Consider the following 15,255-nt stretch of genomic DNA (forward strand, 5'->3'; position numbering starts at 1 on the left):
AGGCCGTCCGGTCACCAGGCCGCCGGGTCCAGGCCGTCCGGTCACAGGCCGAGGGCGGTGAGGGCCGGAAGCTCGGCGCGGGCGGCGGTGCGGGCCTGAGCCGGGGTCGTGGCCGCGCGTGCCGCCTCGGCCGCCAGCCGGCACTGGTCCAGCGTGTGCTCCCCCAGCCCCGCCCGTACGGCCGGCAGCGCCGCCGCCCCCATCGACAGCGACGTGACCCCGAGCCCCACCAGCACGCAGGCCAGGGCCGGATCGGCCGCCGCCTCACCGCAGACGCCGCACGGCCGCCCCGCCCCCGACGCGCCGGCGGCGGTCAGGTGGACGAGGTCGAGCAGGGCGGGCTGCCAGGGGTCCTGGAGGTCGCCCAGCGTGCCGAGCTCCCGGTCCGCGGCGAAGGCGTACTGCGCGAGGTCGTTGGTGCCGATCGACAGGAAGTCCACCTCGGCGGCCAGGCTCGCGGCCCGCAGCGCCGCCGCCGGCACCTCGATCATCACCCCCGCCCGGGGCAGCCCCCTGGCCCGGCACGCCTCCGCGAACCACGCGGCCTCCTCGGCCGTGGCCACCATGGGCGCCATGACCTGGAGCTCGGCCGTCTCGGAGGCGGCGGCCCTGGCGAACGCCCCGAGCTGGACGTCCAGGACGTCCCCGAACCTGCGCAGCAGCCGCAGGCCGCGCTCCCCCAACGCCGGGTTCGGCTCCTCGGCGGGAGGCGGCAGGAAGGCCAGCGGCTTGTCGGCGCCGGCGTCGAGCGTGCGGGCCACCACCGTGCGGCCGGGGAAGGCCGCCAGCGCCGCCCGGTAGGCCCGCTCCTGCTCCTCGGCCGGCGGCGCCTGCCTCCTGCCCAGGAAGAGGAACTCGGTCCGGTAGAGACCCACGCCCTCCGCCCCGTGGCGCAGGGCGGCGTCGAGGTCGCCGGGGCCGCCGATGTTGGCCAGCAGCGGCACGGGGTGGCCGTCACGGGTCCTGCCGGCCTCGCCCGCCCGCTGCACGGCCGCCCGGCGGGCCCGGGCGGCGCCCGCGACCCTGGCCAGCTCCTCGCCGGTCGGGTCGGGCCGTACCTCGCCGGAGGTCCCGTCGACCAGGACGGTCGTGCCGGGCGGGATGGCGGTCGCGCCGGCGCAGCCGACGACGGCGGGCACGCCCATCGCGCGGGCGAGGATCGCGGTGTGGCTGGTCGGCCCGCCCTTCTCCGTGACGAACGCGGCGACGACGGCTCTCGACAGCAGCGCGGTGTCGGCGGGGGCGAGGTCGCGCGCGATCAGCACGTACGGCCGGGGCGCTCCGCCGGGCTCGGCGGGCGGGGCCGGCTCGCTGGGCAGGCCCGGCAGGGGGTGGCCGGTGAGCAGGGCGATCGCGCGGTCGCGGACGTCGTCGAGGTCCGCCACGCGCTCGCCCAGGTAGCCTCCGGCGCCCGCCAGCGCGGCCCGGTACTTCGCGAAGGCGGAGAAGATCGCCCGCGGCGCGGCGACCCCCTCGTCGACGAGCGCCTCCACCCCCACGGCCAGCCCGGGATCGGCGGCCATGAGCGCCTGCGCCCGCAGGATGTCGGCCCCCTCGCGCCCAGGGGCGTCGGGGTCGGCGTCCAGCCGGTCCGCGCGAGACTCCAGCTCGCCCGCCACCTGGTGGAGCGCCGCCAGGGCGCGCTCCTTCTCGGCGTCCGCGTCGCCCGTGTGGGCGGAGTCCTCGGGGGGTTCTGGTACGGACGCCGTCAGGATGTAAGCGGGCCCGTGTCCGGCGCCCGGGCTCACTCCTGCCCCCGCCAGACTCATGGCGATCCGGCGATCTTCGCGAGCTCGTCGAGGACGGCGTCGGCGCCGTCGCCCTCGGCCTTGATCACGACCGTCTCGTCCTGCTGCACGTCCAGCGCGAGGATCTGCAGGATGCTCTTGGCGTTGACCGGGTCTCGGCCCGGCTTGGCGATCGAGACGTCCATGGGCGCCTTGACCGCCGCCCGCACGAACGTGGCCGCCGGGCGGGCGTGCAGTCCCACCTCCGCCACCACGGTGACCTTGCGTTCAGGCATGAAAAACTCCTCCTCCTGTGCCGGTCCAGACCGTGCTGGACCTCGTACCATCATCGATGCCGGAATCGGCGCGAAGCCACGCGGGTCATCACCGCCCGGTCAGACCAGACGGGTCAGAGCCAACGGAACAACTCCTCCCCTACCCGGACGGTTCCCGCCGCGACGCCGCTGACCGAGCCGGCGTCCGCGTCGAGGGCGACGACCGGGCAGACCGGCGACCGCCCGCCCGCCTCGATCGCGGCCGGGTCCCAGGCCACGACGGGCTGCCCGGCGCTGACCCGGTCGCCCTCCGCCGCGAGGAGCTCGAACCCCTCGCCCTTGAGCTGCACCGTGTCGATGCCGAGATGTACCAGCACGCCTTTGCCGTCGTCCCCGACGATCACATAGGCATGCGGGTGCAGTTTCATGATTTTCCCCGATATGGGAGCCACGGCTTTGCCGGGCTCCCGCAGCGGGTCGATCGCCGCTCCGGGACCCACCATCCCCGCGGAGAACACCGGATCGGGCACGGCCGTCAGCTCCACCGCAGACCCCTGGACAGGGGCGAGAACAGTCGTCATGATCTCGCCCTCTAGCCGATGAGGTCCTCGATGTCGCTGGCGATCGTGTCGGCCTCCGGACCCACGACGACCTGGACCACGTTGCCCGCCGCCATCACGGCGTGGGCGCCCGCCGCCTTGAGGGCGGCTCGGTCGACCTTGGACGCGTCGCGCACCTCGGTCCGCAGCCGGGTGATGCAGGGCTCGATGTCGATGATGTTGCCGGCACCGCCGAGCCCGGCGATGATCGCGCTCGCATCCGCCGCCATCCGTCCTCCTCCTTACTGTCCGACCAAGGCTAGACGACCGTCCGTGACCTGCCGTCCCGCTCAGTCGGTCTGCGTCACCTTGTTGAGGCCGCGGGGGGCGTCGGGGTCGACGCCGAGCCGGCGGGCCAGGGCCTCGGTCAGGAGCTGACCGGGGACGATCAGCCCCATCGGCGCGACCCACTCCGGCAGGTCCGGGCCGTTGAGCGAGGCGGTTCCGGCCGCGGCGAGCGCCCGGCCGCCGCCGATCGTGAACGCGGGCGCGCCGGCCGCGACGACCCGCTCGGCCAGGGCGACGGTCCCGGCCAGCGTGGGGCTGTTCTCCGCGGCGAGGAGCAGCGCGGGGGTCTCGGCGTCCACGACCGCGATCGGCCCGTGCAGCAGGTCGGCGTACGACAGGCCCATGGCGTGCAGGTAGCACGCCTCCTTGAGCTTGAGCGCGGTCTCCAGGGCGGTGGAGAAGGCCAGGCCGCGGGCCGAGACGACCGCGCCGTGCTTGTCGGCCAGGCCCTCGACGACGGCGTCCAGGTCGCCCGGCGCGTCGATGAGCCGCTCGACGGCGTCCGGCACCCGCTGGAGGTCCTTCTCGTCCACATCGGCGCCGAGGCCGAGCGCGAGCACGGCCAGCGCGGCGAGCTGCGTGGTGTAGGTCTTGGTGGCCGGGACGGCCTTCTCCTCCCCGGCGAGTGTGCACAACGCCAGGTCGGCCGCCTGCGCGAGCGGGCTGTCCGGACCACCGTTGGTGATGCCGACGGTCTTCGCGCCGCAGTCGCTCGCCCAGGCCAGCGTCTCCACGATCTCCTCCGTACGGCCGGACTGGGAGATCGCCACGGCCAGCACGCCGTCCAGGTCCAGCCGGCGGCGGTACGTCGTCGCGATGGACGGCGCGGCGAGCGCGGCCAGCCTCCCCGCGCGCGACTCGATGAGGTAGCGGCCGTAGACTGCGGCGTTGTCCGACGTGCCGCGGGCGATGAACAGCAGCTGGCGGGTCCGCTCACCCAGCGCCCGCACCTCGCCGACCCGAGGGAGCAGCGAGTCGAGCGTGGCCCTCAGCGCCGCGGGTTGCTCGGCGATCTCGCTGCGCATCTTGCTGGTCATCTCACGCTCGCAATCGTTACCGTTCGGACTTGACCCTGTTTTGCGACATGTGGTCTAGTCCGGACTAGACCAGTACGAACCATAGCCCATTGCCCAGGTCAGATCGAGGGGAGATCCGTGGCCCGCATCGATCCGGACAGCCCGGTGCCCAAGTACTTCCAGCTGCGCGAGATCCTGCTGGACCTCATCGACAGCGACGAGCTGAGCATCGGCGCGGCCATCCCGTCCGAGCGGGAGCTCTGCCAGCGCTTCGGCCTGTCCCGCATGACCGTGCGGCAGGCGGTGGACCACCTGGTGTCCGAGGGGCGGCTGCACCGCGTGCCCGGCAAGGGCACGTTCGTCGCCCGCCCCAAGATCGAGCTGGCCCTCCAGCTCACCTCGTTCACCGACGACATGCGCGCCCGCGGCATGGAGCCCGGCTCGCGCGACCTCGACCGGCGGATCGTGCGCGCCAGCGCCCATCTGGCCAAGGAGCTGGGCATCCAGCCGGGCGAGGAGGTCCACTTCATCGAGCGCCTGCGCACCGCCGACGGCGAACCGCTGTCCATCGAGCGCGCGCACATCCCCGTCCGCCTCGCCCCCGGCCTCGGCGACCTGGACCTGTCCGGCAAGTCGCTGTACGAGCTCCTGGAGAGCCGCTACGGCCTCGTCATGGACGCGGGCGAGCTGACCATCGACGGGGGCATCGCCGACCCGAGCGACGCCGACCTGCTCAAGCTGCCGCGCGGCGGCGCCGTGCTCCTGCTCCAGCGCAGGTCCTTCGCCGGCGGTGTCTGCGCCGAGCTGGGCGTCTCGACCTACCGCGCGGACCGCTACCAGTTGCGTACCATCCTGGAAATGCCCGCCAGACGGGGCTGAGGGCCCGACTCCCACCCTCAGGAGGAACGCCCGGTGAACGAGACCACCGCCCGGCCTTCGCCGTCCGCCCGCGCCCTGAGCGCCCTCCGGCCGCGGTTCTCGCGGGTCATGGCCGTACTCCAGCGGCTGGGCCGCTCCCTCATGCTGCCCATCGCCGCGCTGCCGGCCGCCGCGCTGCTCATGCGCTTCGGGCAGTCCGACATGCTCGGCTCCAACGGTCCCGCCCCCGGCGGCCTGGCCGACGTGGCCGGGTTCGCGTGGATGGCGCAGATCGCCCAGGTGCTGGAGGCGGCCGGGGACGCCCTGTTCAAGAACCTGCCGCTGCTGTTCGCCGTGGGCGTGGCCATCGGCTTCGCGCGCAAGTCCGACGGGACGACCGCGCTGGCCGCCGTCGTCGGCTACCTGGTGTTCGACCGGGTGTCCAAGGTGATGTTCCTCGGCTCGTCCATCCGCGACACCGTGCTGCTGCGCAAGGTCGAGGACGGCGGGGTCAAGGAGGTCGTCGACTACGGGCTGCAGAACCCGACCCAGGTGCTCGGCGGCATCATGATGGGGCTCGTCACCGCCGTGCTGTGGCAGCGCTTCCACCGCATCAAGCTGCCGTCCTGGCTGGCGTTCTTCGGCGGGCGGCGCTTCGTGCCCATCGTCACGGCCATCGCGGCGCTGCTGCTCGGCGTGGTCATCGGCTGGGTCTGGCCGTTCCTCGGACAGTGGATCAGCGACGCCGGCCAGGCCCTCACCACGCTGGGGCCGCTCGGGACCGGCATCTACGGGCTGATCAACCGGCTGCTCATCCCGCTGGGGCTGCACCACTTCGTCAACTCCATCGTGTGGCACGTGGTGCCGCAGTGTGAGGTGGGCGGGCGGGTCCTCGGAGGCGACTGGAACTGCTACTTCGGCGGGGCCGAGCACTCCGGGCAGTTCATGGCCGGTTTCTTCCCCATCATGATGTTCGCGCTGCCGGCCGCCGCGCTGGCCATGTGGCGGGCCGCGCCGCCGCACCGGCGCCGGGCCGTGGGCGGCATCATGCTGTCGGCCGCGCTCGCGTCCCTGGTCACGGGCATCACCGAGCCGATCGAGTTCGCGTTCATCTTCGTGGCGCCGCTGCTGTTCGTCGTGCACGCCGTGCTGACGGGGGTGGCGGTTGCGGTGACGACGCTGGCCGGGGGGCAGCTCGGGTTCGGCTTCTCGGCCGGGCTCCTCGACATGCTGCTCAACGCCAGCAAGTCCAACACCCGCAACCTGCCGGCGATCCTCGCGATCGGGGTCGTGTACGGGGTGGTGTACTACGTGGTGTTCAGCTTCCTCATCCGCCGGCTGAACATCATGACGCCGGGCCGGGAGCCCGAGCCTGACGTGGACTCCGGCGAGCCCCGCACCGCTCCCGAGACCCTCACCCATACTGAGCCGGCCACCGAGCGGCCGCCGAAGACGGCACCGCCGGAGACGCAACCCCTCCCCTAAGCCGTTCAAGCCCTTCCGCTCGCCCGCCGTTTCGCTTGCGCCGTTCCCGCCGGCGACCCTGCTGCTTGCGCCGTTCCGCCGACGACGCTTTCGCTGGGGCCGTTCCCACCGGCGACCGTTTCGCTGGGGCCGTTTCACCGATCGGTGGCGGTCCGGAACGCTTCCGGACGGCCGGATCCACGTCGCCGGCGACCGGAACGCCGCGCGGGACGGCCGGACACCACTCCAACTTCCGGTGATCTTCTCCGCCAACTCCCCCGAACCACCGCCCTCACCTGAGAAGTTGGCGGCCGAGGTATCTGAGGGCCGGGCCGAAAACTCCTTGTAGCGATCGTCTCCCCCGCGATTCTGGAGGGCCCATGCCATCCCTTCCCCGCACACGCGCCGCGCGCCTCACCCCCGTCCCCACCCGCCGCCCCGAAGCGGAGCCCCCCGCGGTGGCGGGGTCGCTCGCCCTGGACTCGCCGCCGCTGGTGTGGGGTCCGCCGGGCGCCCCGCCGGACGAGCGGAGCCTGCGCCTGCTCGGTCAGGCGGTGGCCGAGGTCCTCGCCGGGCGCCGCCCGCCCGAGTCGGTCGCGGACCGGCTCACCGACCACGCGTACCGGGGGCTGGTCCGGGCGGGCCGCATGCTGGACACGCGCCGCCCGCCGTTCGCCGCGGTGCCCCACGTGACGGAGCCCGCGGAGGGGGTGGTGGAGATGTGCGTGCTGCTGCACTGCGGCGAACGCAGCCACGTCCTGGCCATGCGCCTGGAACGACGCGGCGTCCAGTGGCTCGTCACAGACCTCGAAACCGCCTGACCCGGAAAGACGACGCCCGACCCGGAAAGACGACGCCGACCCCGGAAGGCGGCGCTCACCTCAGAAGGCGGCGCTCATCCCGGACGATGGCGCTGACCCCCAATGCCGAGCGGCCCCGCTCCCCTCGCGTGGCGAGAGGGGCGGGGCCGCCGTGGAGCCTCGGGTCAGGCCGCGTTGCGCGGGTCGCCGTGGCAGCGCTTGTACTTCTTGCCGGAACCGCACGGGCACGGCGCGTTGCGCTCGACGTTGCCGTAGGCCGCCCGCTCCGCCGCACTGGTGCGGACCCGGGTGTGCTCGACGTCGCCCTGCTCGCCCGGCGCGGTGTACTCCAGCTCCGCGGGCCGCTCGGGCCCGCGCAGGCCGCGCGCGATGATGGAGCGGGTCTCCGCCATCACCGCGTCCTCTTCCTCCTCGACGATCGGGTTCTGCTGAACCTCGACCTCGATGTTGAACAGGAACCCGACGGAGTCCTCCTTGATGCCCTCGAGCATCGCGGCGAACATCTCGAAGCCCTCGCGCTGGTACTCGATCTGCGGGTCCTTCTGCGCGTAGGCCCGCATGCCGATGCCCTCGCGCAGGTAGTCCATCTCGTACAGGTGCTCGCGCCACTTGCGGTCGAGGACGGACAGGATGACCCGGCGCTCGAACTCGCGCATCGCCTCGGAGCCGAGCTCCTGCTCGCGCCGGTCGTACGCCTCCAGCGCGTCCTTCTTGACCTTCTCGCTGATGAACTCGGCGGTGAGCTCCTCGCGCGAGCCGGCCTCCTTGACCAGGTCGTCGACCGTGATCTGAATCGGGTAGAGCTCGCTGAACGCCTTCCACAGCTTGTCGAGGTCCCACTCCTCGGCGAAGCCCTCGGAGGTGGCGCCCACGACGTAGCCGTCGATCACCTCGCCGACGAAGCCGCGGACCTGCTCGTGCAGGTCGGCGCCCTCCAGCACCCGGTGGCGCTCGGCGTAGATGACCTTGCGCTGGCGGTTCATCACCTCGTCGTACTTGAGAACTTCCTTGCGGATCTCGAAGTTCTGCTGCTCGACCTGGTGCTGCGCGGAGGCGATGGCCTTGGAGACGATGCCGGACTCGATCGGCTGGTCGTCGGGGATGTTGAGCCTGGTCATGATCATCTCGACGCGGGCCGAGTTGAACAGGCGCATCAGGTCGTCGCCGAGCGAGAGGTAGAAGCGCGACTCGCCGGGGTCGCCCTGACGGCCGGAACGGCCGCGGAGCTGGTTGTCGATGCGGCGCGACTCGTGGCGCTCGGTGCCGAGGACGTAGAGGCCGCCGATCTTGGTGACCTCGTCGTGCTCGGCCTTGACCGCGGCGTTGGCCTTCTCCAGCGCCTCCGGCCAGGCCTTGTCGTACTCGTCGGGCGTCTCGACCGGGTCGAGGCCGCGCTGGCGCAGCTCCAGGTCGGCGCGGAACTCGGGGTTGCCGCCGAGCATGATGTCGGTGCCGCGGCCGGCCATGTTGGTGGCGACGGTGACGGCGCCCTTGCGGCCCGCCTCGGCGATGATCGCGGCCTCACGCGCGTGGTTCTTCGCGTTGAGCACCTCGTGGGGCACGCCACGGCGCTTGAGCGCCCGCGACAGCCGCTCGGACTTCTCGACCGAGGTGGTGCCGACGAGCACCGGCTGGCCCTGCTCGTAGCGCTGCCTGATGTCCTCGACCACGGCGTCGAACTTGGCGTCCTCCGTCTTGTAGACCACGTCCGCCTGGTCCTTGCGGATCATCGGCCGGTTGGTCGGGATGGGGACGACGCCGAGCTTGTAGGTCTTGTGGAACTCGTTGGCCTCGGTGACGGCGGTGCCGGTCATGCCGGACAGCTTCTCGTAGAGGCGGAAGTAGTTCTGGAGCGTGACGGTGGCGAGAGTCTGGTTCTCGTCCTTGATCTTCACGCCTTCCTTGGCCTCGATGGCCTGGTGCATGCCCTCGTTGTAGCGACGGCCGTGCAGGATGCGCCCGGTGAACTCGTCGACGATCAGGACCTCGCCGTCGGAGACGATGTAGTCCTTGTCCTTCTTGAAGAGCTCCTTGGCCTTGAGCGCGTTGTTGAGGAAGCCGACCAGGTGGGTGTGCTCGGGCTTGTAGAGGTTGTCGATGCCGAGCCAGTCCTCGACCTTGGCGACGCCCGCCTCCAGCACGCCGACCGTGCGCTTCTTCTCGTCGACGACGTAGTCGCCGGTGCTCTCCTCGCCGGGGTTCTTCGCCTCGACGCCCTTGCGCAGGCGGGGCACGATCTTGGCGAACTCGGCGTACCACTTGCCGGACTGCTCGCCGGGGCCCGAGATGATCAGCGGCGTGCGGGCCTCGTCGATGAGAATGGAGTCGACCTCGTCGACGATCGCGAAGAAGTGGCCGCGCTGCACGCACTCGTCCAGCGACCAGGCCATGTTGTCGCGCAGGTAGTCGAAGCCGAACTCGTTGTTGGTGCCGTACGTGATGTCGGCCTCGTACTGCTTGCGGCGCTCGTCGGGCTGCTGGCCGGACAGGATCACGCCGACCTCGAGCCCGAGGAAGCGGTGGATGCGGCCCATCTTCTCGGCGTCGCGCTTGGCGAGGTAGTCGTTGACCGTGATCACGTGCACGCCGTTGCCCGCCAGCGCGTTGAGATAGGCGGGCAGGGTGCAGGTGAGGGTCTTGCCCTCACCGGTCTTCATCTCGGAGATGTTGCCCATGTGGAGGTTGGCGCCGCCCATGATCTGGACGTCGTAGGGGCGCTGGCCGAGCACACGGCGGGACGCCTCACGCACGGTGGCGAACGCTTCGGGAAGCAGGTCGTCGAGCGATTCGCCGTCGGCGTGGCGCTGCTTGAACTCGTCCGTCAGCGCGCGCAACTCCGCGTCGGACAGGCTCGTGAAGTCGTCCTCAATGGAGTTGACCTGGTCTGCGATCCGCTTGAGCTTGCGCAGGATCTTGCCCTCGCCGGCACGCAGGATCTTGTCGAGAATGGCTGCCACTTTATGTAAAGCTCCTCGCAGGTCTACCCCGGCGGCGCCGCCAGGAGGAGAGGCCGAGACAAACTTCCCCGTTGCCATGGTAGGCGGTTCCGCCAGCGGACACAGCCACCGCGGCAGCGAGGGCGCAGGTGATGTCTGGGAGAATGGGGTCAGGCAGAGGGTATGCCGGTTGACAGCCGGCTCGCACCAAATAGCGGGATATCCGGCAAAGGGAAGGATTTTGTCATGGTTGAAGGCCAGAAGACGGAGCAGACTGAGAATCTCGGCAGTCACGGCGGTCGTGCGTCTTCGTGGCTGGCGGTCACCGTCATGCTGATCGGGTTCATCGTCGGCGGAGTCGGAATGACCATGGCGACCTGGACGCTCATCTGGATCGGCGTCGGCCTGGTGGTCGTGGGCGGCATCCTCGCGCTCGTCTTCGACATCTTCACCGACGTCGTGATCGACGCGCCCCGCGTCGGCATGTCCACCGAAGACCACCGCTGACCCCGTCCGTCCGGGCACCGGAGCGGCGCCACCCACCGATGCCGCCGCTCCCCCGCCCGGACGCGCCACGGACCCGCTCGGGCCGAGTGGCACGTACGGGCGGTCCGGGTCCGGCCGGGCGATCCCGGCCCGGCCAGGGGGTCCGGGCCCGGCCAGGGGGTCCGGGCCCGGCCGGGCGTCGCGGATCGCCGGACACTCAGGGAGTCTCCGGAGTGCCGGGGCCTTTCGCGCTCACCGGCCACGTGTGACGAGCTCGCGTGCGAGAGAGTGCGCATAGGTCACGTGTGACGACAGGCGCGCGGCCACGTCTGACGCTCGCGTGCGACAGAGTGCGTGCGGCAGGGTCCTCGTCAAGATTTTTCGACGGGGCGCCACGGTCGCGCGTGTCGGCCACCGTGCGCGCGATCCGAGTCCGCCCCACAGGCAGCGGCCCCACACGACCGTGTCGTACCGGTTCCAGCAGGACACTCCCGCCATGGGCCGCAGGCGGTGACTTGGTGTGGTTTCTCCGCTCTCCACCCCCGCCCCGTTCTGTCGGTGGACGGCGCTAGCATGCGCGGCATGCTTCGCCGTACGGAGTCGTTGACATGACGGACCTGACCGCTGACGAGGCGCGCCGGATCATCCTGCGCGCGCAGGGACTGCTCGGCGCCGAGGGGCGCCGGGGCGGCGTGCACGGCATGCTCCGCAGGCTCGGCGCGGTGCAGCTCGACACGATCTCCGTCCTCGCCCGCTCCCACGAGCTGGTCGCCTACGCGCGCCAGGGAGCCGTCGGCAGGCCGGTGGTCGAGCGGGCCTACTGGGACGACCCCGCCCGGAGCTTCGAGTACTGGTGCCACGCCGCGTGCATCCTGCCGATCGAGCACTGGCCGCTCTACGCCTTCCGCCGCCGGGCCTACCAGGAGCGGAAGTTCCGGTGGCACCAGGTTCCCGGCGGCCATGTCGAGGAGCTGCTGGAGCGGGTGCGTGCTGCGGGTCCGGTCACGACGGCGGACGTGGGCGGCGCCCGGGCGGCCAGGCGCTCCGACGGCGACGGGCAGGCCGGCGAGTGGTGGGACTGGTCCGAGTCCAAGATCGCGCTGGAGTGGCTGCTCGACATCGGCGAGCTCGTCTGCACGCGGCGCGTCGGCTGGCGGCGGGTCTACGACCTCGCCGAGCGTGTGGTCCCCGCCGAGCTCCTGGCCGAGGACCTCACCGACGAGGAGTGCGTCGTACGGCTCGCGCGCGTCGCGGGGCGGGCGCTGGGCGTGGCGACCCGGGGCGACCTGATCGACTTCCTGCGGCTCAAGGGAAAGTACGCCGCGATGCTGGACGAGTGCCTGCTCAGCGGCGCGGCCGGGCTGGTGCCCGTCACCGTGTCGGGCTGGCCGGCACGCGGCGCGTCCAACGGCGCCACCACCACGAGCGGCGGCAACGGCAAGGTGGCGGTCGCGGTCGACGGTCGGGGCCGAGGCGTGGCCGGGGCCAAGGGGGCGACGGGCAGGGGCGCGGCGGCGTGGGCCGATCCCGAGGCGCTCGCCGCCGAGCCGCGCGGCCGTCACCGCACGACGCTGGTCTCGCCGTTCGACTCGCTCATCTGGCACCGTGGCCGCACCGAGCGGGTCTTCGGCTTCTCGTACACGCTGGAGCTGTACGTGCCGCGCCACAAGCGCGTGCACGGCTACTTCACCATGCCCGTGCTGGCCGGCGGCCGGCTGATCGGGCGGGTCGACCCGGCGCGTGAGGGGTCCACGCTGGTGGCGCGTCAGCTCAGCCTGGAGCCCGGCCTGAGCGGCGCGAAGTGGGCCGACGCGCTGCGTGACGCCCTGTGGTCGGCCGCCGAGTGGGTGGGCTGCGACGCCGTGCGGGTCGAGCGTGCCGACCCGGGCCTCGCCGCCCACCTGGAGGCGGCCGTCAGGTGATCTCCAGCATGCGCTCGCGCACGGCGTAGACGACCGCCTCCATACGCGAGTGCAGCTGCAGCTTGTCCAGGATGTTGCGGACGTGGTTCTTCACCGTGTTCTCGCTGATGAAGAGCTGCTTGGCGATCTCCCGGTTGTTCATGCCCTTGGCGACCAGGCGCAGCACCTCCATCTCGCGCTCGGTGAGCCGCGGCACCGGCAGCTGAGGGGGCCGCTCGGCCTCCTTGCGGCTCATGTTCGCGAACTCGGAGATGAGCTTGGCCGCCATGGCCGGGTTGATGAGCGACTGGCCCTCGTGGACGCCGCGCACCGCCGCCGGGACGTCGTTGATCTGGACGTCCTTGAGCAGGTAGCCCGTGGCACCGGCCTTGATGGCCTCGAAGAGGTCCTCCTCCTCGTCGCTCACCGTGAGCATGATGATGCGGGTGCTCGGCACCGAGGCCTTGATGCCCTTGGTGGCCTCGATGCCGTCCTGCCGGGGCATGCGCACGTCCATCAGCGCCACGTCGGGCATGAGGCGGTCGGCCAGTTCGACCGCCTCATGACCGTCGCTCGCCTCTCCGACCACGTCGATGTCGGGCTCGGCGGCCAGCGCCAGAGCCAGACTCCGCCTGATCAGCTCGTGGTCGTCCACGATCAGCACGCGGATCGGCTCGCCGCCGGGCGCGCCGCCATCATCGGGCTCGGTCACGAGGCCTCCTCGGTCAGCCTCGCGACCTCGCTTCGCTCGCTCACACACACCTGACTGAGCTCGCTCACGTCTCCTCCTCGTCGGGGGGCCAGAGCCGTTGGACCGATGATGACACGAGTGCCCGATCCTCGGTTGGTCGAGAAGATCCTTTAAGACGCTATCAGGGCTCGACGAGCCGCAACACGCCGTAGTTGTACCCGCGCCGGTTGTAGACGACGCACGGCTGGCCGCTCTCCTTGTCACGGAACAGGTAGAAGTCGTGTCCGACCAGCTCCATCTCCAGGAGGGCCTGGTCGATGGTCATGGGTTCGGCGCGGTGGAACTTCTCCCGGACGATGAGCGGGCCGTCCCCGTCCATCTCGATGGGGACGATGTCGTCGTACCGCTGGTCGTCGTACTGGGAGTCTTCGGGCAGTTCGTCGTTCTCGGGCTCGGCCTCGTCGGTGACGAGCGGGGACGGGGTGGGCGCCAGGTCCGCGGCGTCAGGGATCGTCGCGGTGAGCTCCGCCACGGAGGGCGGGCAGTGGTTGCCGTGGTGGACCTTGCGCCGGTCGGCGACCCTGCGCAGGCGGCCTTCCAGCTTGTCCAGGGCGATGTCGAGGGCGGAGAAGCGGTCGTCGGCGGAGGCCTCGGCCCTGATGGCGGGCCCCCGGGAATGGATGGTCAGCTCGACGCGCTCGCGTTGTCCCGCGAGACGCGGATTGCGCTCCTTCGACACCTCCACGTCGACTCTGATCAGCTTGCTGTCGAGACGCTCGATTCTGGCCAGCTTGGTCGTCACTTGGTCTCGGAACCGGTCACTCACTCCTGTGTGCCGGCCCTTGACGATGATGTCCATGCAACAGCCCCCCTTCGCCTAACGACTGAGATAGAGCGCCCGGCGACGCGCCTGCCGAGCGGGGTCCTCTGTTCGCCTCCTGTTCACCGTTCCCCGCTTTTGGCCGTCCATCACCGGGGTTTCGGGTGGCACCCGTCCGGCCGACCTGGTCTTCGACCCCACATCCGCCTGCTGAGGGTTTCGCGGCTCTGATGCCACTACTGCCCTTCTCTCCTGACGAGGGACATCTGGACCCTCGGGAAGGCAGGACTTACCCCTAAGCCGCACCGTGATCAGTCGACAAAGAGTCGCCTTACGTGGACCGTTTCGCCTGCGGCTGGCATCGGCTAGCAGAGCCGGGACTCCCGGCCCTGCGCAACCACGGACCCGAACGGGTGCCATGTCAGAACGCTATCCGGATCGGACCCGAATGTCAGCCGGAGGATTACCTAAATGATCACTTTCTGTGATTTTCGCTTGGTGTGACCTGGGGGAAAGTTGCCCCGGTTTAGGATCTCCCTACCTTTATGTACGGCGAGATGATCTCTCTGAGCTGGTCTCATGCGGCACACCGGGTAGTCAGATGTGACCTCGCCGTGAGCGCGGCCGGCCACTCACCGTAACCGCGATGACCGTAAATCCTTGTTAGAACCTTCGGCGTGTCGCCGCCACGGTCGCGGCGCACACCACCTCCGCGCCCGACCCGCGCAACGCCCTCGCGGCCTCGGCGAGCGTGGCCCCGGTGGTCACCAGGTCGTCCACGACCACCACGGGGCTCCCCAGAAGGCCGAGAGCGCCCCTGTGCGGGCTCCGGGGCGCGGTGGTGACGCGCAGGGAGCCGGCCAGGTTGGCGGCCCGCTCGGCGGCGCCCAGCCCTGCCTGGTCGGCCACCCGCCGGGCCGGGGTCAGCGCGCGGCACAGCACGGCCGGACGGCCCAGCCGCCTCAGCCCGCGCACGGCCCGCTCGGCGAGCCGGTCCATGGGGTCGTGGCCCCGGGCCCGCACGGCGCGACGGGCGCTCGGCACCGGCACGACCAGGAACGGGCCCTCGACGTGGTGGGCCTCGGCGAGGGCCGAGGCGACGGTGAAGGCCAGCAGCGCGGCGAGCGGGGCCGCCAGGCCGGTCTGGGCGCGCTCCTTGTAGGCGATCACGGCCCGCCGCACCGGCCCCTCGTACGGGGCCCCGGACCAGCACCCGGGAAGCCCGGCGGGACGCGGGACCGGCATTCGGGGGGCCGGGGCGACGAGGGGCCCGAGGCACTCGCCGCACAACGGCTCGCCGGCCGCGCCGCAGCCCACGCAGGGGCGCGGCAGGAGCACGTCGAGTACGGCGTTCAGCACGCGGCCCAGCATGC

General features: G+C 71.4%; 14 protein-coding genes. 5 read left to right on the top strand and 9 right to left on the bottom strand.

The genetic code is table 11. From position 1 onward, the window contains the following. Positions 1-41: 41 nt before the first annotated feature. From ptsP to AB0H64_RS38550, 5 genes are all read right to left on the bottom strand, one after another. Entirely contained in the window at positions 42-1,769 is a 1,728-nt protein-coding gene (gene ptsP / locus AB0H64_RS38530; protein ID WP_357634987.1) for a phosphoenolpyruvate--protein phosphotransferase, read from the bottom strand. Continuing rightward, positions 1,766-2,023, bottom strand: coding sequence for an HPr family phosphocarrier protein (locus tag AB0H64_RS38535; RefSeq protein WP_310715744.1), 258 nt, complete (start codon positions 2,021-2,023; stop codon positions 1,766-1,768). Before AB0H64_RS38535 ends, ptsP begins: the two co-directional genes overlap by 4 nt. A gap of 113 nt (positions 2,024-2,136) precedes the next feature. Continuing rightward, positions 2,137-2,583: a PTS glucose transporter subunit IIA gene (locus AB0H64_RS38540; RefSeq protein ID WP_357634989.1), complete on the bottom strand. Its 447-nt coding sequence runs from the start codon at positions 2,581-2,583 to the stop codon at positions 2,137-2,139. Between the two features lie 11 nt (positions 2,584-2,594). Beyond that, positions 2,595-2,831, bottom strand: a complete 237-nt coding sequence (locus tag AB0H64_RS38545; protein ID WP_310715748.1) for a glucose PTS transporter subunit EIIB — start codon at positions 2,829-2,831, stop codon at positions 2,595-2,597. Between the two features lie 60 nt (positions 2,832-2,891). Continuing rightward, a complete protein-coding gene (locus AB0H64_RS38550; RefSeq protein WP_357634992.1) occupies positions 2,892-3,926 on the bottom strand; it encodes an SIS domain-containing protein in 1,035 nt (344 codons plus the stop codon). Between the two features lie 117 nt (positions 3,927-4,043). On the opposite strand from AB0H64_RS38550, the gene AB0H64_RS38555 reads away from it, so the two are divergent. From AB0H64_RS38555 to AB0H64_RS38565, 3 genes are all read left to right on the top strand, one after another. Then, the gene (locus AB0H64_RS38555) at positions 4,044-4,784 is read left to right on the top strand and encodes a GntR family transcriptional regulator (protein WP_357634995.1); all 741 of its coding nucleotides are present in this window, start codon (positions 4,044-4,046) and stop codon (positions 4,782-4,784) included. 108 nt (positions 4,785-4,892) lie between these two features. Beyond that, positions 4,893-6,248, top strand: coding sequence for a PTS transporter subunit EIIC (locus AB0H64_RS38560; protein WP_357635040.1), 1,356 nt, complete (start codon positions 4,893-4,895; stop codon positions 6,246-6,248). A 359-nt stretch (positions 6,249-6,607) separates the two neighbouring features. Next, positions 6,608-7,048 (top strand): Rv3235 family protein, encoded by a 441-nt coding sequence (locus AB0H64_RS38565; protein ID WP_357634998.1) that lies wholly within the window; start codon positions 6,608-6,610, stop codon positions 7,046-7,048. 164 nt (positions 7,049-7,212) lie between these two features. Here AB0H64_RS38565 and secA read toward each other — a convergent pair whose 3' ends face one another. After that, entirely contained in the window at positions 7,213-10,005 is a 2,793-nt protein-coding gene (gene secA, locus AB0H64_RS38570) for a preprotein translocase subunit SecA (protein WP_357635001.1), read from the bottom strand. Between the two features lie 162 nt (positions 10,006-10,167). Here secA and AB0H64_RS38575 point away from each other — a divergent pair, with 162 nt between their 5' ends. Beyond that, complete coding sequence (locus tag AB0H64_RS38575; protein ID WP_310715760.1) at positions 10,168-10,491, top strand: HGxxPAAW family protein; 324 nt, start codon at positions 10,168-10,170, stop codon at positions 10,489-10,491. Between the two features lie 587 nt (positions 10,492-11,078). Next, on the top strand, positions 11,079-12,392 hold the full coding sequence (locus AB0H64_RS38580) for a crosslink repair DNA glycosylase YcaQ family protein (protein ID WP_357635004.1): 1,314 nt from the start codon (positions 11,079-11,081) through the stop codon (positions 12,390-12,392). On the opposite strand, the gene AB0H64_RS38585 is transcribed toward AB0H64_RS38580, so the two are convergent. The 3 genes from AB0H64_RS38585 to AB0H64_RS38595 all read right to left on the bottom strand — a co-directional run bounded on the left by AB0H64_RS38585 (position 12,385) and on the right by AB0H64_RS38595 (position 15,241). Continuing rightward, complete coding sequence (locus tag AB0H64_RS38585; RefSeq protein ID WP_357635007.1) at positions 12,385-13,083, bottom strand: response regulator transcription factor; 699 nt, start codon at positions 13,081-13,083, stop codon at positions 12,385-12,387. The two genes, AB0H64_RS38580 and AB0H64_RS38585, sit on opposite strands and share 8 nt — an antisense overlap. A 160-nt stretch (positions 13,084-13,243) precedes the next feature. Next, entirely contained in the window at positions 13,244-13,921 is a 678-nt protein-coding gene (gene raiA, locus AB0H64_RS38590) for a ribosome-associated translation inhibitor RaiA (RefSeq protein ID WP_357635010.1), read from the bottom strand. Between the two features lie 624 nt (positions 13,922-14,545). After that, entirely contained in the window at positions 14,546-15,241 is a 696-nt protein-coding gene (locus AB0H64_RS38595) for a phosphoribosyltransferase family protein (RefSeq protein ID WP_357635013.1), read from the bottom strand. Between the last annotated feature and the right edge of the window lie 14 nt (positions 15,242-15,255).

The organism is Nonomuraea sp. NPDC050733 (assembly GCF_040654215.1).
Lineage (GTDB): Bacteria > Actinomycetota > Actinomycetes > Streptosporangiales > Streptosporangiaceae > Nonomuraea.